This window comes from Novosphingobium sp. 18050 (assembly GCF_902706195.1).
Lineage (GTDB): Bacteria > Pseudomonadota > Alphaproteobacteria > Sphingomonadales > Sphingomonadaceae > Novosphingobium.
Genome location: NZ_CACSJO010000006.1, coordinates 177,341 through 198,170 on the forward strand (window position 1 = coordinate 177,341; position 20,830 = coordinate 198,170).

At 63.4% G+C, this 20,830-nt stretch carries 19 protein-coding genes; 12 read left to right on the forward strand and 7 right to left on the reverse strand.

Annotation, left to right across the window (positions count from 1 at the left end; all coding sequences use genetic code 11):
• Window position 1 precedes the first annotated feature (1 nt).
• Window positions 2-1,507, forward strand: coding sequence for a phosphotransferase family protein (locus GVL61_RS08845; protein ID WP_159979070.1), 1,506 nt, complete (start codon window positions 2-4; stop codon window positions 1,505-1,507).
• A 69-nt stretch (window positions 1,508-1,576) separates the two neighbouring features.
• Here the strand turns inward: GVL61_RS08845 and GVL61_RS08850 are convergent, their stop codons facing one another.
• From GVL61_RS08850 to GVL61_RS08865, 4 genes are read right to left on the reverse strand one after another with little or no spacing between them, the layout of a single operon-like run.
• A complete protein-coding gene (locus tag GVL61_RS08850; RefSeq protein WP_159979072.1) occupies window positions 1,577-2,620 on the reverse strand; it encodes a hypothetical protein in 1,044 nt (347 codons plus the stop codon).
• The gene (locus GVL61_RS08855; protein WP_159979074.1) at window positions 2,617-3,114 is read right to left on the reverse strand and encodes a hypothetical protein; all 498 of its coding nucleotides are present in this window, start codon (window positions 3,112-3,114) and stop codon (window positions 2,617-2,619) included. The genes GVL61_RS08850 and GVL61_RS08855 overlap by 4 nt, the downstream gene beginning before the upstream one ends.
• Window positions 3,111-4,202: a phosphotransferase family protein gene (locus GVL61_RS08860; protein WP_159979076.1), complete on the reverse strand. Its 1,092-nt coding sequence runs from the start codon at window positions 4,200-4,202 to the stop codon at window positions 3,111-3,113. The genes GVL61_RS08855 and GVL61_RS08860 overlap by 4 nt, the downstream gene beginning before the upstream one ends.
• A 15-nt stretch (window positions 4,203-4,217) precedes the next feature.
• A complete protein-coding gene (locus tag GVL61_RS08865) occupies window positions 4,218-5,117 on the reverse strand; it encodes an SDR family NAD(P)-dependent oxidoreductase (RefSeq protein ID WP_159979078.1) in 900 nt (299 codons plus the stop codon).
• A 169-nt stretch (window positions 5,118-5,286) separates the two neighbouring features.
• On the opposite strand from GVL61_RS08865, the gene GVL61_RS08870 reads away from it, so the two are divergent.
• A complete protein-coding gene (locus GVL61_RS08870) occupies window positions 5,287-6,072 on the forward strand; it encodes an SDR family NAD(P)-dependent oxidoreductase (RefSeq protein WP_159979080.1) in 786 nt (261 codons plus the stop codon).
• Between the two features lie 114 nt (window positions 6,073-6,186).
• On the opposite strand, the gene GVL61_RS08875 is transcribed toward GVL61_RS08870, so the two are convergent.
• Window positions 6,187-8,514, reverse strand: a complete 2,328-nt coding sequence (locus tag GVL61_RS08875) for a TonB-dependent receptor (RefSeq protein ID WP_159979082.1) — start codon at window positions 8,512-8,514, stop codon at window positions 6,187-6,189.
• A gap of 176 nt (window positions 8,515-8,690) precedes the next feature.
• Between GVL61_RS08875 and GVL61_RS08880 the strand changes: the two genes are divergently transcribed.
• Entirely contained in the window at window positions 8,691-9,359 is a 669-nt protein-coding gene (locus GVL61_RS08880; protein WP_159979084.1) for a hypothetical protein, read from the forward strand.
• 73 nt (window positions 9,360-9,432) lie between these two features.
• On the opposite strand, the gene GVL61_RS08885 is transcribed toward GVL61_RS08880, so the two are convergent.
• Together GVL61_RS08885 and GVL61_RS08890 are read right to left on the reverse strand one after the other, a co-directional pair.
• The gene (locus GVL61_RS08885; RefSeq protein ID WP_159979085.1) at window positions 9,433-9,942 is read right to left on the reverse strand and encodes a MarR family winged helix-turn-helix transcriptional regulator; all 510 of its coding nucleotides are present in this window, start codon (window positions 9,940-9,942) and stop codon (window positions 9,433-9,435) included.
• Between the two features lie 73 nt (window positions 9,943-10,015).
• Window positions 10,016-10,318 carry a YciI family protein gene (locus GVL61_RS08890; protein WP_159979087.1) on the reverse strand — a complete coding sequence of 101 codons (303 nt, stop codon included), beginning with the start codon at window positions 10,316-10,318 and terminating at the stop codon, window positions 10,016-10,018.
• 140 nt (window positions 10,319-10,458) lie between these two features.
• On the opposite strand from GVL61_RS08890, the gene GVL61_RS08895 reads away from it, so the two are divergent.
• The 9 genes from GVL61_RS08895 to GVL61_RS08935 all read left to right on the forward strand — a co-directional run bounded on the left by GVL61_RS08895 (window position 10,459) and on the right by GVL61_RS08935 (window position 20,827).
• The gene (locus GVL61_RS08895) at window positions 10,459-10,857 is read left to right on the forward strand and encodes a putative quinol monooxygenase (RefSeq protein WP_159979089.1); all 399 of its coding nucleotides are present in this window, start codon (window positions 10,459-10,461) and stop codon (window positions 10,855-10,857) included.
• Between the two features lie 12 nt (window positions 10,858-10,869).
• Window positions 10,870-11,670 carry an enoyl-CoA hydratase/isomerase family protein gene (locus GVL61_RS08900; RefSeq protein WP_200844682.1) on the forward strand — a complete coding sequence of 267 codons (801 nt, stop codon included), beginning with the start codon at window positions 10,870-10,872 and terminating at the stop codon, window positions 11,668-11,670.
• Between the two features lie 100 nt (window positions 11,671-11,770).
• Window positions 11,771-14,056 (forward strand): acyl-CoA dehydrogenase family protein, encoded by a 2,286-nt coding sequence (locus GVL61_RS24755; RefSeq protein ID WP_200844681.1) that lies wholly within the window; start codon window positions 11,771-11,773, stop codon window positions 14,054-14,056.
• Window positions 14,057-14,082: 26 nt separating this feature from the next.
• Entirely contained in the window at window positions 14,083-14,856 is a 774-nt protein-coding gene (locus GVL61_RS08910) for an SDR family oxidoreductase (protein WP_159979091.1), read from the forward strand.
• Between the two features lie 146 nt (window positions 14,857-15,002).
• Window positions 15,003-16,397 (forward strand): SRPBCC family protein, encoded by a 1,395-nt coding sequence (locus GVL61_RS08915; protein WP_159979093.1) that lies wholly within the window; start codon window positions 15,003-15,005, stop codon window positions 16,395-16,397.
• A gap of 26 nt (window positions 16,398-16,423) precedes the next feature.
• Complete coding sequence (locus GVL61_RS08920) at window positions 16,424-18,004, forward strand: class I adenylate-forming enzyme family protein (protein WP_159979095.1); 1,581 nt, start codon at window positions 16,424-16,426, stop codon at window positions 18,002-18,004.
• Window positions 18,001-18,549 (forward strand): nuclear transport factor 2 family protein, encoded by a 549-nt coding sequence (locus GVL61_RS08925; protein ID WP_159979097.1) that lies wholly within the window; start codon window positions 18,001-18,003, stop codon window positions 18,547-18,549. Before GVL61_RS08920 ends, GVL61_RS08925 begins: the two co-directional genes overlap by 4 nt.
• 51 nt (window positions 18,550-18,600) lie before the next feature.
• Window positions 18,601-19,530, forward strand: coding sequence for a 3-keto-5-aminohexanoate cleavage protein (locus tag GVL61_RS08930; RefSeq protein ID WP_159979099.1), 930 nt, complete (start codon window positions 18,601-18,603; stop codon window positions 19,528-19,530).
• The gene (locus tag GVL61_RS08935; protein WP_159979101.1) at window positions 19,514-20,827 is read left to right on the forward strand and encodes a hypothetical protein; all 1,314 of its coding nucleotides are present in this window, start codon (window positions 19,514-19,516) and stop codon (window positions 20,825-20,827) included. The genes GVL61_RS08930 and GVL61_RS08935 overlap by 17 nt, the downstream gene beginning before the upstream one ends.
• The last annotated feature ends 3 nt before the right edge of the window (window positions 20,828-20,830 follow it).

Consider the following 20,830-nt stretch of genomic DNA (forward strand, 5'->3'; position numbering starts at 1 on the left):
AATGCTGATCCCGAACGACAAGCTCCTCCACGCGACCCGCCGCGAGTATCGACGGATGCAGCCGATGCTCAGTCAGGCGGGGGTACAGGCCTCCGCCGGGGTGGCGATAGGCCATGCGCTGAACCTGCTGTCCACCCGCTCCCACGGCGGGCTGAAGGCACTGGAGGCGCAGGCGCGGGCACTGACCGTTGCGCTTGAACAGGTCCGTGCGCTGGTAGCTGAATCGAGCGAAGGGCGCGATCGCTGTGATGCACTGCTGCATGACCTTGAAGCCCCGTTACCCGACACGATCGAAGACGCTGAAGCAGACATTCGCGATGTCCTCTCGCAGTTCGAAGAATGCATCCACGCCCTGCTGGCCGACCGCGCGATCACCAAAAAGGCGTCGCTTGCGCAAGTTCTGGTCCGCTGGGAAGCCGGCGATCTGGCCGGGCAACTCGATGCCGAGGAAGCGGGCGCGGAAACCGACTTGGCCGTTACCCGAGACATACTGGAACGCTACCTGAGAGACCGCTTCGACGAACAAGGTCTGACCGTGACGTCTTTCGCGCCGCTCCCCGGCGGCTTCGGCAAGGAGACGATTCTTTTCGCCGTTTCGGGCGAGGCGTTTTCCGGCGAGTTCGTCATGCGCCGCGATCCGGGCGGAAACGATTCGCTAACGAACGACTGCCACGAGGTTTTCCGAGAATACCCCGTCATCAAGGCCGCATTCGAGCGGGGCTTCCCCGCACCCGACGCACTCTGGGTCGATACCGAACACGCGCTGGTGCCAGGCGGTGACTTCATCGTCATGCGGAAGTCTCCCGGACGCCTCGGCGGAGACATCTTCGGCGCCGCTGCCACCGTGCCCGCGCGCTTCGCCGATGTACTGGGCGATATTGCCGCGCGGCTGCACACGCTTGAACCGCTGGAGGAACTCGGCACGCTCTCCAGCTTCATCTCTCCCGACTTGTGGCACCTGCCGCGCAGCGAGGCGGCGCGCCGCTACATCGCCGGGTGGTACGACTACTACCGCAGCGAGGTGCACACCCCCTCGCCCGCGCTTTGCGCGATCTTCAGCTGGCTACTCGACAACGTACCCCGCCGCGAGGGGCGCGCGGCATTGCTGCACGGCGATTTCGGCTTCCACAACTTCCTGTTCGAGGACGACGAACTAAGCGCTGTACTCGACTGGGAGTTCGCTCATATCGGCGATCCTGCGGAGGAACTGGGCTACATCGCCATGGCCACCGAAGGCGCGATGGACTGGGACCGCTTCATGGCGGCCTACCGCGCCGGCGGAGGCGATGATGTCGACCCGCAGGCCTTGCGCTTTTACCGGGTCTGGGCCCACGTGCGCAACGCAGCGGCAGGCAACATCCTGGCCACGCGCTTCAGCAATGGCCCGGTGGATGACATCAAGCTCACGATCCTGCCCTTTCACCACTTCCCCCGCTTCATAAGCGAGGCGGCGCGGCTGATTGCGCAGGCCGAAGCGGAAAAATCGCCGGCCGTGACGGCTGCGTGAAATGCGATATCGGCATGGGCGCGGGGCTTTCGGGCCTCGCCGCCCGGCATCGCACCCAGGCCCGCTGGCTCAGCCCTTCATGTGCCAGTGCGAGAATGTGTCCATCAGGTCGCCGTGGCCGGGCCGGCCGTCCCAGTCCAGTTCAATCAGATGCATCCATGTCAACATAGTGCCCCAGTACATCTTGGGGTAGCTTTGCCGCACAGCGGCGCGCAACTTGTGCCTGTCGCCCGCCGCGTCAGTCACTTCAAGAACGATTGCACGGGTCATGCGCGGATCGTCCGCGTCCGCCTCGCACGCAATCGTCACCGAGCGGACCGCCCGCGGCTCGCCGTTCTTCGAAATCCAGCCGCTGCGTAGCGTGACGCTTGGGGTGGCACCGCCGTGTTCCCATTTGTTCGCGGCGCGCGCGTGCGCTTCTTCGGTACGCCACGAAGCATAGGCGTCACCCATCATCGCGGTATCGAGCCAGGCGATAACGAAGCCGTCGCCGGTGTCGTCCCAGCCGGTGATCCAGCGATAGGGCGGGGTGTCCTCCGGCTGTTCCGGGCGCTGGTAGCCCCAGCTCCTGTCGCGGACATAGCGGCTGTCGATGGCAAAATGCTCACCCGCCAGCGTCAGTTCGCCCCGGTTATGCATCAGCTGGGTGAAGTGCTTGCCGCCCGGCCGACCGACCGGAGGCAACAGCGCCCGGCTCTCCAGATCCAACGCAAAGCCGCGCGCCACGTCGTTCATGCTGATGGTCAGGCGTTCGAGCGGCTCCGCGATGGCGATGTCCATCGTCAGGCTGCCCAGTTCGAGGGCGAAGCGGCTTGGGCCCTCGGCAGCCGGGAGATAAAGATGCTCGTTGAAGTAGGCGGATTCCAGCTGATGCCCGAACCGCAGCGCACCCCGGTTCACGAAGACATGCGCCGACATCGTCGCCAGCGCCGGATGCCACAGCAGGTAGATATTGCAGTTAATGTCCGCCTCGGGGACGTTGAAGCCAAGGAGATACGTCTCGACGCGGTTAAATGGAGCGTCTGCTTCATTCGCGTGGAGCAGGTCATCTTCGGGGACAACGGGCGCGAAAGGCAGCACCTGACCTTCGTAAGTCGCCTCGTACCGGATCATCGCCTTGGCCCCCTGCCCGAAAATGCAGGCGCGATCAGGCGCGCCTCGTCCATCAACTGTGCGCCGATATAGCCGCCGATTTCCCGGCGAAGGGCCTGATACCCCTCGTTCCCGGCCCAATCCCCAGCCAGACCGTCGAGCTGGGCCTGAACCGCGACCAGCGAAGCCCGCAAACGCAGCGCCTCATCACCCTGTCTCTGCAAAGTCCACAAGTCGGCAGGTTCGTTTGCCAGCGCGGTGCTAAGGCTCTCCGGCGACACGGCCCCGGTCTGCTCCATCCAGTCGGCGATGTGTGCCAGCAGGGTGCGCAGTCGGGCGATGTCGCGCATCAGCACCTCGCCCTCCTCTTCGATGCGCAGCATGACGTGGCGCAGCAGATGCTCGATCGTCGCCGCGCTGCTACGTGCTTCGATAGAAGACAATTCAGGCACGATCTCTCGCGAGAAGCTGGCCGCGACTGTGGCAAGCACCTCGCGGCAAGTCGGGTGGATCATGACGCTGCCTCCTGTGCCTGCATTTCGACAGACTGGTTCAGTTCCTCGAACAGCGCCGGGTCAGGCCCTTCGCCGAGCCCCAGCGCATGGGCGAGTACCCGTTTCACTGCATGCTGCACTTCGGTGGCGGTCCAGCTTTGCCGCACGGTGGCATTGGCGCTACGCTGGACGACGGTGGTGGTGTAAGCGAACATCACCAGCCGTCCGAACATGCGAGCAAGCTGATAATAACGCACGTTTTCCATGGTGACAGGAACCGCTGCGACCTGGTTGTAGTAGGCCACGGCGCGGTCGAGGTCCCACACCGTCTCGCCATCGATGACAATAACCTCTGTAAAACCCTGCACCATCGCGAGGTCGCTGGCGGGATCGCCGATCCAAGCCTCCTCCCAGTCGCTGAGGGCGACGATCCGGCCGTCGCGGAAGACTTCCTCGCCCAGTCCGTTTGTACCCTTGCACAGACTTACACGGCCGGCGGACGGCGCGCCTTCGAGGAGAACCCGTGCCACTTCGGCGAGCAAAGGCTGAGGCTCCGCGCCGAATTCCGCCAGCAGGGCGCGCTGGCGGCGGACATAGAACCGCGCCGCATCCGCTTCATCCTCGGGCGCACCGAGGATCGCGGCGAAGCCTACTGCGCGCCAGTCGGCATCGTGGACAGCGGCCAGTGCGCGCATATGCTCCTGCGCGGCGGCAAAACGGATACGGGCACCGTCCTCGCCCGCCAGCGCATAGCCCCCGATCTGCCAGCTGCCGTCGATCAATTCGCGCGCAAAGAAAGGGCGCGGGCAGGATGCCGGGTCCTCCTCCCAATAAAGCGCGCGAGCAGTAGGCAGGCCCATCCGGCCGAGCCGATCGTAGATCGCGAATTCCTGATCGAGGCTGGTCGGATCGCCCGCGCCGGCCGGATGGTCGGTGCGGATCGTGACGGACTGCGGCGCGCCGTCCTCACCCCGATAATGCACGAACCATGTCTGGCGCGAAGTCCCGCGGGTGAACCGCTCGAAACGGTCCACCGTGACGGCCTGCCCCTTCCGCCGGTTCATGTAGCTGACGAACCATTCGGTGCAGAAATCGGGGAAGGTCTCCATTCCCTCGCTCCCGGATCAGGGGTCCAGCCAGGAGTCGCGGTCAATGCCGGCATTCGGCCGGGCGAAGCGCACGATCTTGTTCAGTTCCTCGCCTATCTCGGTAGGATCAAGCGCAGCGTCCATGCGTGGGCCGTGCTGCCAGCTCTCGATCACCGAATAGCCGAAACCCCAGGCCTCAAACACACGGCCGTTAATGGCCTTGGCGTCTTCACTGGCGAGATAGGCGACCAGCGTGGCAATCCATTCGGGCTGGCGGCGGCGTACCTGCTCTTCGGTGAGCTGGCGCAGGCCTTCGGTCATACGGGTCTGGGCGCGCGGGGCGATGGCGTTGAGACGCACGCCGAAACGCGCCAGTTCTCGCGCCGCGACGACGGTCATTGTCGCAATGCCCGCCTTGGCCGCCGCATAGTTGGTCTGCCCGATATTGGCGAACAGGGCACTATGCGAAGTGGTGTTGATGACGCTGGCGTCGAAGGTCTCACCGCCCTTGCTGCGCACGCGCCAGTAATTGGCGGCATGGTGCAGCGGTGCGAAGGTGCCCTTGAGGTGGACGCGGGTGACGCTGTCCCATTCATCCTCGGACATGTTCACAAGCATCCGATCACGGATGATGCCGGCATTGTTGACGAGGATTTCAAGGCTGCCGAACGTATCGACGGCCTGCGCCACCATGTCCTGCGCCGCCTGCCAGTTGGATACATCGGCCGTATTGATTACGGCCTTTCCGCCCAGCTTTTCGATCTCGGACACGACTTCCTCAGCCGGTGTGGTGTCGGCGCCGTCGCCCGCAGCCGACGATCCGAGATCGTTCACGACGACATTGGCACCGTGCTTGGCGAGCATGATCGCATAAGCGCGGCCCAACCCTCGACCGGCACCGGTTACAATTGCTGTCCGGCCTTCCAAAAGAGCCATGGATTCCTCCCCTTTCGCTTAATTTACTGCCGTTATTCCCCGTGCATGGCCGGGGTCTCTTACCATCCGAGCTAAGTTCACCATTGCACCGGGTCAAGAAGAAAGTACTCTTGCGAACTAATTTGTGTTCGGCCGGATAAGCGGCGGCACCTTTCGGGAGCAAGGATAGATGAGATTTTCGGACAAGAATGCGCTGATTCTGGGGGCTTCGGCCAAGGGCGGCACCGGCTTCGCCATCGCCCGGGCGCTGGCCCGCGAAGGCGCGCACGTGACCATCGCGGCGCGCAGCGACGACAAGCTGGCCAAGCTCGGCGCCGAAATCGGCTGCCGCTTCCTGCGCTGTGATGCGGGATCGGCAAAGGACATCGCCGCACTGGCCGATTTCGCAGCGCAGGACGGGCCGCTAGACATCGCCGTCAACGCCGCCGCGCTGCCAGTGATCGGATCGATCGCCAGCCTCTCCATGACCGAAGTGCAAGGCGCGCTAGACGTCAATTACCTCGGTATGCTGCACTTCGTGCGCGAAACCACCGCAAGGATGAACGACGGCGGATCGGTGATCCTGATAAGCTCCTACAGCGCGCAACAGCCGATCCACCCCCACTTTGCCTACGCTTGTGCCAAAGCCGCCACCGATTGCCTGGTTCGCTATGCGGCGCTGGAATATGGTCCGCGCGGCGTCAGGGTGAATTCGATCCAGCCAGGGCCGATCAAGTCTGACCTTGCCAAGGACCTCTTCGCCATCCCCGGAGTAGAGGACATATATGCGCGCGAGGTTCCGCTCGGCCGCGTCGGGCTGCCCGAAGACTATGCCGATGCCGCGCTCTGGCTGGCAGGGCCGGCTTTCGTCACCGGGCTGAACATCCCGGTCAACGGCGGCAACCAGCTCACCCGCATGCCCCGCGTCGATGAACTGCCGATGGGCGAGGCCAGCTACGAAGGCGACTATAACTGACAAGCGCAAAGAAAAACCGCCGGGGCATCAAAGCCCCGGCGGCAGGTAATCTCAAGGGGAAAAATAGTTGGGAGAGAGGCCCGACCTACCCTGGAGATAAGAAGCTGCGAGGGATCAGAAGTTTCGGGTCAAGCGTACGCCCCAAGTGCGCGGCGGCCCGGGTACACGCCAGCCACCGGTTTCCTGGCGGGCGTACTGCGTGTTATATTCCTCATCCAGCAAGTTGTCGACGAACACACTGCCCACGAACTTCTCGTCCGCACTGGTGAAAGTGAGCGAGGCGGAGACCAGCGTCTTCGATGGTTCGCGGCCGAAGCTGGCGTCGGGACCATAGTAATAATCACCCGAGTACGACGCGAGACCGTAGAGCCGCACCGTCGACCCGTTATTCATGAAGTACGTATACGAACCACGAATGTAGCCGGAAAGCTTCGGCGCCTGCGGCAACCGGTTGCCGCTATGATCGGCTGGTGTCACCGAATAACCCAGGCATGATGCCGCCGGAAGCCCGCCTGCGGCAGCGCAGGCGGCCGTGGAATTGGACGGCACGAACGACTGCCCGCCCTCGAAATTCGTGAACTCGGTATTGAGGTAGCTGCCGCCAAGGCCGAAGCTCAGCGAGCGTGTCGGGGCCCAGTCGAGATCGCCCTCGATGCCCTTGACCTTCGCATTGGCCGCGTTCTGCACGCACGACCCGCCGCACTGGGTGGACGTGATCTGCACCTGCAGGTTCTTATAATCGTAGTAGAATGCCGCCGCATTCAGGCGCACGTTGCCGAACTGCGACTTGAGGCCGACTTCATAGCTGTCGAGAACTTCGGGTTCTACAATCGGCGAGCGTGCGAAGTCCGGCGAGTTGATGCCGCCCGACTTGAAGCCCCTGCTCCAGCCGCCATATACCATGACGTCGTTGCTCGGCTCGAACTGAACGGCCAGCTTGGGGGTCAGCTTGTTAAACTTGCCAGTGCGCGGCCCGAACGCGCCGCCATAGACCGAGGATTCCACTCCGAGCGCAGGGAAGACCGCCAACAGGTCCTGGTAGTTCTGACGCTTGCTTTCCTTGGTGTAGCGCAGCCCCCCGATGACCGAGATCGTATCGGTGATCTTGTAATCAACTTGCCCATAGGGCGCCCAGGATTCGATGTCGAAGGATGTGCGTGCGCTGAGGTGCGGCTGGTCCAGCACGCCGCCGTTGACGGCAGGATCGGTCACGCCAAGCTGGCCATTGATCGCCGCGCCCGAAACGTTGAAGTCGCTGCCGGACTTCTCCTTGTAGTAGAAGAATCCCAACGTGTAGTTGAGCGGTCCCGACCCACCGGAGACGAGCTGGACTTCCTCGCTGAAGGACTTGGTATATTCGCCGTTGGTCAGCGCATGCTGAAACGGAATGTCGGCCCCGTCGAGGTCCGCCCCTCCGGTGAACGAATAGTAGCGGTAGGCCGTAATGGACGATAGCGTACCAAGTCCGGTCTCAAGATCGCCGCGGAAGGCCAGACCCCAGTTCTTGGTGCGGAACTGATCCCCCTTCACGCCCTTGGGCGGATAGTCCTGGGTCGATGTGTAGAAATCCTCGTCGGGCGACGGCCCGGCATTGCCGCCAAGACAGACTGCGATCTGGGTTGGGCAGGTCTGGTCGAGACCAATGAATGCCTGACCTTCGCGGTCTTTCTTGATGCCGTAGTCGGCGGAGAGCTTCAGGGTCAGCGTGTCGGTCGGCTCGAACTTGAGTTTGCCGGCGAAGTGGTACTGGTTGCGGCCCTGCAGGTCGTCGATGAACGGCGAAGTAGACTTCACATAGCCGTCATTGGAATCGTACATCGCGGCGACGCGCAAGGCCAACTTGTCACCCAGCGGGGCATTGACCACGCCGTCGATCGACATGCGGTTGAAGCTGCCCGAGGCGATCGAGGCCTTGCCTTCCCACTTCCCCATCTTGGGATCATTGGTGATGATACGCACCGCGCCCGCCGCCGCATTGCGGCCGTAAAGCGTTCCTTGCGGCCCCTTGAGCACTTCGATACGCTCGATATCGTTGAAGGCAAAAGTCGAGGTCGCCGTACGCGGCATATAGGTGTCGTCCTGATAGACGGCGACCGATGCCTCGAGGCCGGGGTTGGCATAGATCGTGCCGACACCGCGCAGGAACAGGCCCACGAAGTTGGCGTTACGGTTGACCGAAAGGCCAGGCGTCAGCTTCGACAGTTCAGAGGATGCCTCCAGACCGGCGGCCTTGATCGCAGCACCGTCGATCGCTGTCACAGCTACGGGCACATCCTGAAGGTTCTGTGCACGCTTCTGCGACGTGACGACGATTTCGTTGAGATACCGCTCGGGTGCAGTATCGGACGCCTGCGAACCATTTTCGTTTGCATCCTGCGCATAGGCAGGAGCGGTCAGGACGACCGAGGCAGCGGTAGCCAGATACAATGCGCGCTTCTTCAAGCAAACCTCCCATTGAGCTTATGTTGGACCATTACGGTTTCTGAAGGCTGCAATACCGCTTTCGCCTCGGTCGTCCAAGGATAAATGTACGTAAGCGAACTAAAATTTGCAAAATCCGCCATTTTCATGGCTAAATGGCGGCAAGCCAGAACGGCTTGATCGGGAAGGGGATCATCATGCTGGAACGAATTTGCGCTTGGGGCGGGCCTTTTTGCGCCGCATTCTTTGGAGTCGGACTTGTGCTCGCGGGCTTCGTTCCGCCGCCATCACCCATGCTACAACAAACTGAAATTGCGACATTATATACGGAACATGCGGTCGCAATCCGCAGCGGGATGGTTCTCAGCCTATTCGGATTGGTCGGCTATCTTGCCCTTGTCGGCGCGATTTCGGGGCAGATGCGGCGAATGGAGATTCGCAGCCGCACCGCCTGTTATTTGCAGCTCGGTGCAGGGACGGTAGGCATGCTAACTGTCATGCTACCGATAATGATCCTCGCAACCGCCGCCTTCCGGCCCGAACGAGACCCTGCGCTGACTCAATTGCTCAACGATATGGGTTGGCTGGTGATCATTCCAGCCTTCCCGACCTTCATCGCCCAGTTCGGAGCGATCGCCGCCGGGGTGTTCGCGGATCGCAGCGCGCAGCCGATCTACCCGCGCTGGGTCGCCTACTTCAACATCTGGATCGCCATTCTGTTCGTGCCCGGCGGTTTCGCCTATTTCGTGCGCACGGGCGCGTTCGCCTGGGATGGCCTTCTGGCGTTCTGGGCGGCAGCAGGAGCCTTCTTCGTCTGGCTTCTCGTCATGTGCTGGCAGGTAAGCAGCGCCAGCAAGCGGGGCTGAAACGCAACAGGGGCAACCTCATGGTCGCCCCTTCCTATCTCAACGGCGGCGCGAGGCGCCGCCCCGCCACCCGTCAAGCCTCGCCCAGCATCCGCTTCAGGTTTGCCTTGACCTTGGCGAGGCCATCTTCGGTCGCATGGATTTCGGCGTCGGTCATATCCGCACAGATGCGCCGATTGAGCGGCTCGATGATAGTGCGCATCTCATCGATCAACTGGTAGCCAGAATCGGTGATGTAGATCCGCTTGGCGCGTTTGTCCTTCTTGTCCGGACGGCGATATACATAACCCGCCACTTCGAGCCGGTCGACGATGCCGCTGAGCGTGACCTTGCCCACGTCGATGTCGCGCGCGAGGGTGGAACTGACCACGCCCTTACCCGGTTGGCGCGAAATATTCGCCAGTACCCACCACTGCGACCGAGTGATCCCCAGCGTCTTGAGGTGCTGGTCATAAAGGGTGCGCCGCATACGCGAAACATCGTGAACCAGGTAGCCGAGACGGAACCAGTTGAGTTCGCTTTCGTCCGTGGGATCGCCAGCGCGAGGGATGGCGACGGGGCGTGTCATCTGCTTGTTGCTCAAAGTAACCTCATTCCCGCCCTATAGCGCCGAAATCCGGCATTGGCTGTAGGCTGCGCAATTATTCCAGATCCGGTCATGGCTCGCACCAGCGACCGATCCCCGGCCGCCAGCGCCGCACTCCGACATCCCCGGAAAAAACACCTTCGAGCGTGAACGGATCGGCAGCCAGCATGGACCGCGCCTCCCCCATGCTTTCCGCCTCGACAAGCAGCATGCTGCCTATGGGCAAGGCGTCCTGACCATCGCCGGACATGAGGGCACCGCCCGCCGCGACCCGATCGCCGAAGCTACGCCAATAGGCGAGATGGCTATCGCGCAAGGCCAGGCGACGCTCCAGCATACCCTCAAGGTCGTTCGCTTCGATCAGAAAAATCATCCGATCCGTCTACGATGAATTCCAATTCATATACAAGCATGCAAACGTACCAATATTTCGTTCTCTAGCGAACTTTATCTTTGACTCTCCCGAACAGCTCCTTAGCTTTGCCGCAAATAGAAAGCAGGAGAGGGACAGGCATGCCGGGGATCGTCACCACGCAATCTAGCTGTTTTATCGCGCGCTTCCATGTCGATCCGGCGAAACGCGCCGCATTCGAAGCGATTTTTGACGCCCTGTGGCGCGGCTCGCTCGACCTCCTCAATGCACAGTGCAACCTCGTCTACTATGGTTGGGACCGCGCCGACCGCACCTTCTACACGATCGAATCGTACAAGGATGAAAACGCCTTGGCTGTGCTGCGCTCCTCCGAGATCTTCCAGACCGTGGTCGCACAGCTGCTCGAGCAATGCGATGCGCCGATGGAGCTGACACTGCTGCGCGGTATGGAAGGCGACTCGGCGGTGTTCAATCTCTACCCGGCGGGCCGTTCGCAAGTGCATCCCAGTTCCGGCGACAACCACGTCGTCATTGCCTAGGCCTGACAAATCATGATGCCTTCCGAGCGTTATTCCGCCCTCGCTTTCGACTATGCCGGACGCGTGTTGACCATTCGCATTGACATGGCCGACCGGCTCAACGTCGTCACAGAGCAGCTCCATACCGAAATGGCCACCGTGTTCGAGGACGCCGCGCGCGATCCCGATTGCGACGTGATCGTGCTTACCGGTGCCGGGCGGACGTTTTGCGCGGGCGGTGACCTGCAGTGGCTGGCGGACGAACTGGAAACCGGCCTCGCCCCCTTCGTGGGGGAATCGCACGTGATGCGCCGGATCGTCGGTTCGCTGCTGGAATGCCCCAAGCCGGTGATCGCCGCCGTGAACGGCGATGCGATTGGCTTCGGTGCCTCGATCGCCCTGCTGTGCGATGTAGTGATCGCGGTGGAGACTGCGCGATTCGCAGATCCGCATGTACGGCTGGGGCTTTCCACCGGGGACGGCGGCTCGCTCATCTGGCCGCAACTGATCGGCTATGCCAAGGCGCGGCATTACCTGCTTACCGGCGATGCGCTCGACGCCGTCGAGGCCGAGCGCATCGGACTTATCGCACTGGTCAAGCCGCAGGACGAGTTCGAGGCTTTTGTCGCCGCCTATGCCGCGCGAATGGCGAAAGGCGCACAAACCGCGATCCGTTACAGCAAGGTCACCGCGAACCTGCCGCTGCGCCAGCTTGCCGCTACCGTTTACGAAGCGATGATCGCCTACGAAGGCCTGTGCAAGCACACCGACGATTACCGCGAAGGCGTGACGGCCTTCCTCGAAAAGCGCAAACCGATATACATCGGGCGCTGACCCCTGCGAATTCTCGTTTGAGAGCGCTCAGGCGGTTTACCTTGCGATAATGGTTCGCTATCGAACTATCATAGAAATGAGAATCCGGTTGAGATGAGCGATGTTCGAAAGCGGTGAAACCCAGGCGATGATGGCGGACATGGTCGGCCGCCTGCTTGCTCGCGAAAACGAGTTCGAGGCCCGGCGCCACCGGCTATCCGCAGAGCAGCCGGACCGCCTCCACTTGTGGCCGATGCTGGCCGAACAGGGCGTCATCGGCGCGCTGGCGGTGGAGGAGGCAGGCGGCTTCGGCGGAACGGCGCGCGATCTTGCGACGCTGATGGCGCAGGCGGGCACGTGGCTCGCAGTCGAACCGCTGCTCCAGACCGCGCTGGCCGCCCATGTGCTGTCCGGTCTGCCGGAGGAAGCCCCTCTGCTGGAACAAATGCTGGCAGGCCAGGCGATTGCGTTACTGGCGCATGGCGAGGGCGGCGATCCGCTGGCCCAACCCGCTGCGCACATGGGGAAGAACGGCGGCGAATGGCGTGTCAGTGGCACCAAGGCATTGGTGCGCGGAGGCGATGTGGCCACGCATTTCCTCGTCACGGCTATACATGACGGGCGCACGGCGCTCTGCCTCGTCGCCGCCAATGCGCCCGGGCTGCGGATCGATACTACCCGCCTGATCGACGGATCGGGAGGGGCGACGCTACACCTCGACAATACGCCTGCGGGTCTGCTGCTCGGCCACGCCGGCTCGCTCGTCGAGCGGCTGCTTACTTTGCATCTGATCGGCCTCTGCGCCGAATCCGCCGCAATCATGCGCGCGGCGAACGAGCAGACTTTCGCGTACCTCGCCACGCGCAAGCAGTTCGGCACGCCGCTCGCCAGCTTTCAGGCGCTGCAGCACCGCGCCGCCGACATGTTCATCGCCGCCGAGGAAGCACGCGTACTTACTGACCGACTGGTGACGCTGTTCGACACCGATCCTGCGCAGGCCCTGCCCCTCGCCGCCGCTGCCAAGGCCGCGATCGACGGGTTGGCCCGCCGCGTGGCGCACGAGGCCGTGCAGCTTCACGGCGGCATGGGTGTCAGCGACGAACTGGTGGTCAGCCACTATTTCAAGCGCCTCGCCGCGATCCGGGCAGAGGCTGCGTGCGCGGACGACCTTTATGCATGGCTGGCCGCGCGCGGGAGCCCGATCCCGCTGGGCGATCATGAAGAAGCCGAACTTGCCGCCTTCCGCGGCGAAGTGCGCGAATTCGTGCGCACCGCCCTGCCCGCCGATCTCGCCGCCAAGGGCCGGCTAGGGCTGGAGATCGCCAAGGCCGATTATGTCGGTTGGCAGAAGATCCTCTCGGACAAGGGCTGGTTCGCCAGCGCCTGGCCGCGCGAACATGGCGGCGGCGGGTGGGATATTCATCGCCAGCTGGTGCTGCTGCAAGAGGCTGCGCTGGGCGATGCGCCGCTCATCATTCCCTACGGCGTCTCGATGGTCGGGCCGGTGCTCTATACGTTCGGTGATGAAGCACAGCGCACGCGGCATCTGCCGGGCATACTTTCCAGCGATGTGTGGTGGTGCCAGGGCTATTCGGAACCGAACAGCGGCTCCGACCTCGCCTCGCTCAAGACGACGGCAGTGCGCGACGGCGACGACTACATCGTCAACGGCGCCAAGATGTGGACCACTGAAGCCCACTGGGCCGACTGGATGCACTGCCTGGTACGCACAGACCGCGAGGTGAAGGCGCAGGCGGGCATCAGTTTCCTGCTGATCGACATGACATCGCCGGGGATCGACATCCGGCCGATCGTTACCATCGATGGGCAGCACCACACCAACCAGATCTTCCTAGACAACGTCCGGGTGCCGGCAGCGAACCTCGTCGGCGCCGAGGGGCAAGGCTGGACCATCGCTAAGTTCTTGCTCGCCAATGAACGCGTGGCGATCGCCGATACCGGACCTAAGATGCGCCTGCTAGCCCAGCTTCGCGAACGGTTGGCAACGGCGCGCGAGGCCGGCTCGCTGTCCGCCGCAAGCCTTGATGCCATCACCGGACGCATTGTCGTGGCAGAAACCGAACTGGCGATGCTGATCGCCATGGAGGACCATTACGTTGCGCAGTGGGCGGCCGGCGGGGCCAAGACCGGGCCAGAGGCTTCGATCCTCAAGGTGCGCGGTACGGAAGTGCTCCAGTCACTCTGCGAGATCGGGTTGATGCTGGAAGGACCGCTCGCCGCCGTACACGACCCGCACGACCTGCACCTTGCTCCCGGCAGCGAGCCGGGCGCCTTCGCGCAGGCCAGCATGAGCGCGCATCGCTACCTCTACAGCCGCTGCTGGTCGATCTTCGGCGGCACCAACGAAATTCAGCGCAACATCATCGCCGGCAGCATCCTGCGCTGACACGGCAACCTTTGGGAGAAAACGATATGGGCCGACTGCAAGGACGGGTCGCCATCGTGACCGGCGCAGCGCGCGGGCTGGGCGCAGCGGCAGCGCGGGCGCTGGCTATCGAAGGCGCCGCCGTGATGCTGACCGATGTGCTGGAAAGCGTGGCGGAGACCGCGGCCGCCCTCGCACAGGATGGGTTTCAGGCTAGGCACCACAGCCATGACGTGACCAGCGACCAGGAGTGGCAATCCGTCGTAGCCGCCACGATCTCGGCCTTTGGCGAGATCAACGTGCTGGTCAACAACGCCGGGATCAACCTGCCCGGCACGATCGACGACATCGAGGTCGACGCTGCCCAGCAGATCATGAACGTGAACTACTTCGGCGCGATGCGGGGCATCAAGGCCGTGTTGCCCTCGATGCGCAGCGCCGGGCATGGCTCGATCGTCAACATAAGCTCTAACAGCACGCGCATGATCGCGGGACTGACCACAGCCTATTCGCCGACCAAGGCGGCGCTGGCGCTACTGACCAAGAATGTCGCGGTGGCCTGCGCGCAGGGCGGCGATGATATCCGCTGCAACTCCATCCACCCGGGACCCCACGAAACGGCGATGCTGCTGGGCGATGCTATGGACGGAAACAGCGACGCCGCCATCAAGCTGATCCAGCCCATGATCGATGCCATTCCCATGGGCCGCATGGGCAAACCGATGGAGATCGGCAAGGCCGTGGCATTCCTTGCCAGCGACGATGCAAGCTACATCACCGGGGCCGAGATTTTCGTCGACGGCGGGCTAAGCCTGCTCTGATCCGGTGCTATTTCAGGTCGCCCCGGCCTTGCTCAATATAGTTCGCTATGTTACCAAATATCGAAATACGCGCGCACAGACGCAGCCGACGAGAGATTCTTGCTGCTTACGGGATCACATCCCGCCGCAGACCGGAGAGGTGACCCATGAAACTTGACCCCAAGTCCATCATCCAGGGCGTGGCCACGGCCGTAAGCCCGCTTTACGACGACCTTCTTGCGAAGGATACGCGCACGGTCCACCCCGCCCTTCTGGCGCGCGGCAGCTTTGCGTTCGAGGGTGATGCGATCCCACGGAGCCGCTATTTCTCGGCAGAGTTCGCCAAGCTGGAACGCGACCATGTCTGGAAGAAGACCTGGCAGTTCGCCGCCCGCGAGGAAGAAATTCCGGAGGTGGGCGACCGCATCGAATATGCCGTGGCCGGCATGTCGTTCATGATCGTCCACGCCGCACCCGGCACCTTCAAGGCGTTCTGGAATAGCTGCCTGCACCGCGGACGCAAGCTGTGCGAGAACTGGAGCACCGGCGACCAGATCAAATGCCCGTTCCATGGCTGGACCTGGAACATCGACGGCACCATGAGCAAACAGCCCGGCGACTGGGATTTCCCGCAGGCCCAGAAGGAACACCTGGACCTTCCCGAAGTGCCCTGCGATACGTGGTGCGGCAATATCTTCATCAATCCCGATACCGGTGCCGGCCCGCTCTCGGCCGCGCTGGGTGTACTCACCGAACACTTCGCCGACTACGAATTCGACAAGCGCTGGACCGCGATCCACGTGCGCAAGAAAGTGCGCTCGAACTGGAAGGTCGCGATGGAGGCTTTTCTCGAAGGCTGGCACCTGAGCGAGACGCATCCGCAGGCGCAAAGTTTCAATGGCGATTCCAACACGCTTTACGACATCTGGGAAGACGAACACGCGCAGATCTCGCGCTCGATCACGCCTTCGGCCGTGCCCAGCCCGGAACTGGGCGAGGCGGCGGACACCCGCGCCGCCGTGATCGAAATGTGCAAGGCAGTCACTCCGCCGGGGATCGACATGCCCGACTTCGCACAGATCGAGACGCTCGACCGCGCCTTTGCCGCCGAATACCGGCGCGGCGTGACCACGGCAATGACCGGCCGCGATTTCAGCGCCACTTCGGACGCGGAAATGCTCGACGCGGTGCAGTATTACATGTTCCCGAACTGGTTTCCGTGGTGGGGCGAAGGCGCGCCGTTGTTCTACCAGTACATGCCGCTGGGCGAGAACCCGGACGAGTGCATCATGGACATCCGCTTCCTGCTACCCATGCCCGCCAACGGCGAGCGTCCCCCGGCCGCCCAGCGCATCGACCTCGATTTCGATGACAGCTACCAGGCCAATAACGTCGGCTTCGGACTATTCGACGAGGTCTTCGACCAGGATATGGGCAACGTCCCCGGCGTCCAGCAAGGCGCGCGTGAGGGTAAGCAGGACCAGCCGCTTTACTTCGGTCGCTATCAGGAATGCCGCCTGCGCGCGCTCCACGCCCGTATCGACCGCCTGTGCGCAGTCTGACTGCCGATGACGGAAAGGCTGCGGTGATGAACGAAGGCGGGGAAGCAAACCTGTCGATCGTGAACGGGGCGCTGCTGGAGATCGACGGGGTGGTGGGCATCAGCCGCTCCATCGCGGGCCTGGCGGCGACGCGGCCCGGCCACCTGGCCCTCGCCATGGGCGACCTTAAGGTCACCTTCGCGCAGCTCGATACCCAGGTGCGTGCCGTGATGGCCCGCTTCGCGTCTGAGGGCCTGCTCCCCGGTGAACGGGTGGCGTTCCTGGGCGCCAACCACCCGCGCTTTTTCGCCTTGCTGCTGGCGACCATGCGCAGCGGGCTGGTACTGGTGCCGATCAACTGGCGCCAGAAACCACGCGAAATCGCCCATATCCTAACCGATTCCGGCGCGCGCATGGCGTTCTGCGACACCGCTTTTCGCGGCGAACTGGACATGGCCGCGCCCGAGGGTCTGCGCATCGTCGGCAACGATGCTTTCGATGCGGAGTGGCTGACCGGCGAACCGTTACCCGATGCCGGCTTCGGTGACTGGCAGCAGCCCAGCGTCCTCCTTTACACCAGCGGCACCACCGGCGCGCCCAAGGGCGTCGAGACGACCGAGCGAGCGATCACCCTTGCCCGCCGGCAGGAGCACGCCCTGCCCGCCTTCGCCGAATGGACCGCCGACGAAGTGCTGCTATCGCCGCTGCCGCTGTTCCACATCGGGGGCATCAGCTGGGCGATCTGCGGCCTCGAACGCGGATGCAGTCTGGTGCTGACCACCGACATGACACCCGCCGGGCTGCTCGACGCCTGCCTTGCATGGCGCGTCACCCGCACGTTCATGGTCCCCCAACTGGTGCGCGGACTCGTTGGCGAGATGCTGGCCCGCGATGTTCGCGCGCCCGATCTTGCCGCGATCCACTACGGCGCGGCGGCGATGGACCCGCCGTTGCTGCGGCGCGGGCTGGAGCAGATCGGCTGCAAGTTCCTGCAATACTTCGGCATGACCGAGATGTGCGGCACAATCACCATCCTTGAACCGCAGGACCATGACCTCGCACGACCGGAATTGCTGGGGTCGGTCGGCAAGGCGCTGCCCGGCATCGAAATCCAGATCCGCGATGCAGATGGGCAGGTTGTCCCGCGCGGAACGCCCGGCGAAATCTGGGTTGGCGGCGATACGATGATGGCCGGCTACCTGGGCCTTGCCGAAGCCACGGCCGAGGCCATCGCGGGCGGCTTCTACCGTTCGGGTGACGGCGGCCGGATCGATGCGGAAGGCTTCCTCTACCTGACCGACCGGATCAAGGACATGATCAACTCGGCAGGCGAAAACGTCTATCCGGTCGAGGTCGAAACGGTCCTGCGCGAACACCCGGATATCGCCGACTGCGCGGTCTACGGGGTGCCTGACGCGCAGTGGGGCGAGATGGTCTGCGCCGCCGTGGAACTGCGCCCCGGTGCTGCCTCCGGGGACGCCGCAGCCATCATGGCCCACGTCCGCCGCGAAATCGCTGCCTACAAATGCCCCAAGCGCATCCAGTTCGTAGAGGCCCTGCCGCGCACTGCATCGGGCAAAGTCCAGCGCGCGAAAGTGCGCCAAGCCGCCATAGAGGCCGTATCATGACCCTCCAGCATGCCGATGCCGACCACCTCGATACACGTCTCGCCGAGCTCCTCGACAAGGCCGAACTGCGCGACCTCGTCAACCGCTATGCCCGCGCGGTGGATCGGCGTGACATGGATCTCCTGCGCGCCTGCTACCATGCGGACGCCATCGACAACCACGGCTCCCTGTTCAGCGGCGGCATCGACGCCTACATAGACTGGCAGCCGCAGATCATGGCCGCTTTCGAGAACAGCGCACACTATATCGTCAACACCGTGTTCGCCCTCGACGGCGACGAGGCGCAGGGCGAGGTCTACTTTTTCGGCATGCACCGCGTGACACAGCCCGAGCTACGACACGACTATGTCGGCGGTCGCTACCTCGACCATTACCGCCGCGGCGCGGACGGCCGCTGGCGCTTCGCCCAGCGTGACCTTGTGTGGGACTGGGTTGAAAACCGCAGCGTCAGCGAAAGCGAAATGGCCTTCCTGCGCGCGCTGGGTCATCAAGGCACGGGCGCAGACGACATATCGAAGCAGATCCTGCCGCTGCTGGATCGCTGAAAGCCTGACCGGCCCCAAAATGCCGGCAACACATATTCCGGGAGTTCGGCCATGGCCGCCAAGAAGACCATCATCAGCTGTGCCATCACGGGCTCGATCCATACACCCTCGATGTCGCCGTATCTGCCGGTCACGGCGGAACAGATCGCCCAGAGCGCATTGGAAGCGGCAGAGGCTGGCGCCGCGATCGTCCACCTCCACGCCCGCGATCCCGAAACCGGCAAGCCGGTCCACACGCCAGAGGATTTCGCGCCGTTCCTGCGCGTCATCAAACAATCCAGCGACGTGGTGGTGAACATCACCACCGGTGCCTCGCCCTATATGCCGGTCGAATACCGCGTGGAGCCGGCGAAGACGTGGAAGCCGGAAGTCGCCAGCCTCAATATGGGGTCGATGAATTTCGGTCTGTTCCCGATGCTGAAACGCTACAGCGAATTCCAGCATGACTGGGAGCCGGAAATGCTGGAAGCCAGCCACGATCTGGTCTTCCGCAACAGCTTCAAGGACATCCGCTATGCGCTGGAGACCCTGAACAGCGCCGGCACCCGCTATGAATTCGAGTGTTACGACACCAGCCACCTCTACAACCTGCATTACTTCTGGAAGGAAGGCCTCGTCCAGGGCCCGCTATTCATCCAGACCTGCTTCGGCCTGCTAGGCGGCATCGGCGCCCACCCGGAGGACGTGATGCACATGAAGCGCACCGCCGACCGCCTGTTCGGCGACCAGTACCGCTGGTCGGTACTGGCGGCGGGCGCGAACCAGATGCCGGTCGCGGCGATGGCGGCCAGCATGGGCGGCCATGTGCGCGTTGGCCTTGAGGACTCCCTGTGGATCGCCAAGGGCGAGCTTGCAAAGACCAATGCGCAGCAGGTTACCAAGGTCCGCCAGATCATCGAAGGCCTCGGCGGAGAAATCGCCACACCTGCCGAAGCGCGCGAAATCCTCAGCTTGAAGGGCGGCGATGCCGTCGGCTTCTGAGGCAGCGGTTCCCGCCGAGCCGACGCATGTGCCCGGCGCGGCCTGCGGACTGGCGTTCCCCACCTCGATCGAGACTTTCATCGGCGACGGTCCGGAATTCCTGACCCGCGCCTTTCGCGCGACCGGAGCGATGAGCGCGGACAACCGCGTCACCGCGATCACCCGCATCGAACCTTTCGAGGGTGGCGGCATGGGCCCCAAGCTCAAGCTCGACGTGACTTACGAACGCGGGGAAGAGGGGCTTCACGAGGCTCTCTTCGCCAAGTTCCCGCGCCCCTTCGGCGATTCCTTGCGCGCGCTGTTCGCGCCCGTGGTGGAGCCGGAAATCCGACTCTACCTGCTCTCGCGCCGCCCGGGCTTCCCGGTGCGCGTGCCGAAACTCTACTTCGGTGATTACGACCCGCAGACTGCCAGCAGCCTGCTCATCACCGAGCGCGTCGCCTATGGCCAGCACGGCATCGAAGCGTGTCATGACAAGGCACTGGATCACCGGCTGGCCGATCCCCTGCCCTATTACGAAGCGCTCTCTCGGTCCGGGGCAAGGCTGGCCGGCGGACACCGCGCCGGGTTGCTCGGCGCCGATGCAGAGCAGGCATTTCCCTTCGATCCGAATGCGATCGACGCCTTCGCCGCGATCCCCTATTCGGCGGAGCAACTCGCCGAAAAGCTGGCGATCCTCCAGCAGTTCGCCGCCGATGCACCGGCGCTGTTCCCCGAGGACCTTCGCGATCCGTCCTTCCTCCAGCGCTTCGCCGCTGAGGCGCCGCTGGCGTTGGAGCGCGAGGCAGCAGTGCGTAAGAGCCTCAACCACGCGGCGGACAGTGTGGCGCTATGCCACTGGAACCTCAACCTCGACAACGCCTGGTTCGACCACGGCAAGAACGGCACGCTGGAAGTCGGCCTGCTCGATTGGGGCGCAACCGCGCAGATGAACCTCGCGCAGAGCTTCTTTGGCATGATCTGCGCCGCAGAACTGGATTTCATCGCCGAGCACCGTGATGCCCTGCTCGAACTATGGGCGCGCGAATACACCGCCGCCGGCGGTCCGGCCATCACCGCGCAGGATCTTCGCGTGCACTACCGGCTTTCTGTGGCCGTGCTGGGCGTGGCGTGGATGATCGACGCTCCCTCGATCATCATGCGTGAACTACTCGATTATCAGGATCTTTCCGGCCGCGACGATTCCCGCCTTGTCGGCAATTTTCTGGCGCGGGCGCAGCGCCAGTTGCTCATGGTTTTCCTCCGCGAATGGCAGGCACTAGACCTCGGCGCAGCGCTGCGAGACCTCGCCGACTAGCCG

What these genes read in the sequence shown, in the direction of transcription:
- GVL61_RS08845 (WP_159979070.1), top strand. Translation starts at nt 2, where the DNA reads ATGCTGATCCCGAACGACAAGCTCCTCCACGCGACCCGCCGCGAGTAT.
- GVL61_RS08850 (WP_159979072.1), bottom strand. Translation starts at nt 2,620, where the DNA reads ATGATCCGGTACGAGGCGACTTACGAAGGTCAGGTGCTGCCTTTCGCG.
- GVL61_RS08855 (WP_159979074.1), bottom strand. Translation starts at nt 3,114, where the DNA reads ATGATCCACCCGACTTGCCGCGAGGTGCTTGCCACAGTCGCGGCCAGC.
- GVL61_RS08860 (WP_159979076.1), bottom strand. Translation starts at nt 4,202, where the DNA reads ATGGAGACCTTCCCCGATTTCTGCACCGAATGGTTCGTCAGCTACATG.
- GVL61_RS08865 (WP_159979078.1), bottom strand. Translation starts at nt 5,117, where the DNA reads ATGGCTCTTTTGGAAGGCCGGACAGCAATTGTAACCGGTGCCGGTCGA.
- GVL61_RS08870 (WP_159979080.1), top strand. Translation starts at nt 5,287, where the DNA reads ATGAGATTTTCGGACAAGAATGCGCTGATTCTGGGGGCTTCGGCCAAG.
- GVL61_RS08880 (WP_159979084.1), top strand. Translation starts at nt 8,691, where the DNA reads ATGCTGGAACGAATTTGCGCTTGGGGCGGGCCTTTTTGCGCCGCATTC.
- GVL61_RS08890 (WP_159979087.1), bottom strand. Translation starts at nt 10,318, where the DNA reads ATGATTTTTCTGATCGAAGCGAACGACCTTGAGGGTATGCTGGAGCGT.
- GVL61_RS08895 (WP_159979089.1), top strand. Translation starts at nt 10,459, where the DNA reads ATGCCGGGGATCGTCACCACGCAATCTAGCTGTTTTATCGCGCGCTTC.
- GVL61_RS08900 (WP_200844682.1), top strand. Translation starts at nt 10,870, where the DNA reads ATGATGCCTTCCGAGCGTTATTCCGCCCTCGCTTTCGACTATGCCGGA.
- GVL61_RS24755 (WP_200844681.1), top strand. Translation starts at nt 11,771, where the DNA reads ATGTTCGAAAGCGGTGAAACCCAGGCGATGATGGCGGACATGGTCGGC.
- GVL61_RS08910 (WP_159979091.1), top strand. Translation starts at nt 14,083, where the DNA reads ATGGGCCGACTGCAAGGACGGGTCGCCATCGTGACCGGCGCAGCGCGC.
- GVL61_RS08915 (WP_159979093.1), top strand. Translation starts at nt 15,003, where the DNA reads ATGAAACTTGACCCCAAGTCCATCATCCAGGGCGTGGCCACGGCCGTA.
- GVL61_RS08920 (WP_159979095.1), top strand. Translation starts at nt 16,424, where the DNA reads ATGAACGAAGGCGGGGAAGCAAACCTGTCGATCGTGAACGGGGCGCTG.
- GVL61_RS08925 (WP_159979097.1), top strand. Translation starts at nt 18,001, where the DNA reads ATGACCCTCCAGCATGCCGATGCCGACCACCTCGATACACGTCTCGCC.
- GVL61_RS08930 (WP_159979099.1), top strand. Translation starts at nt 18,601, where the DNA reads ATGGCCGCCAAGAAGACCATCATCAGCTGTGCCATCACGGGCTCGATC.
- GVL61_RS08935 (WP_159979101.1), top strand. Translation starts at nt 19,514, where the DNA reads ATGCCGTCGGCTTCTGAGGCAGCGGTTCCCGCCGAGCCGACGCATGTG.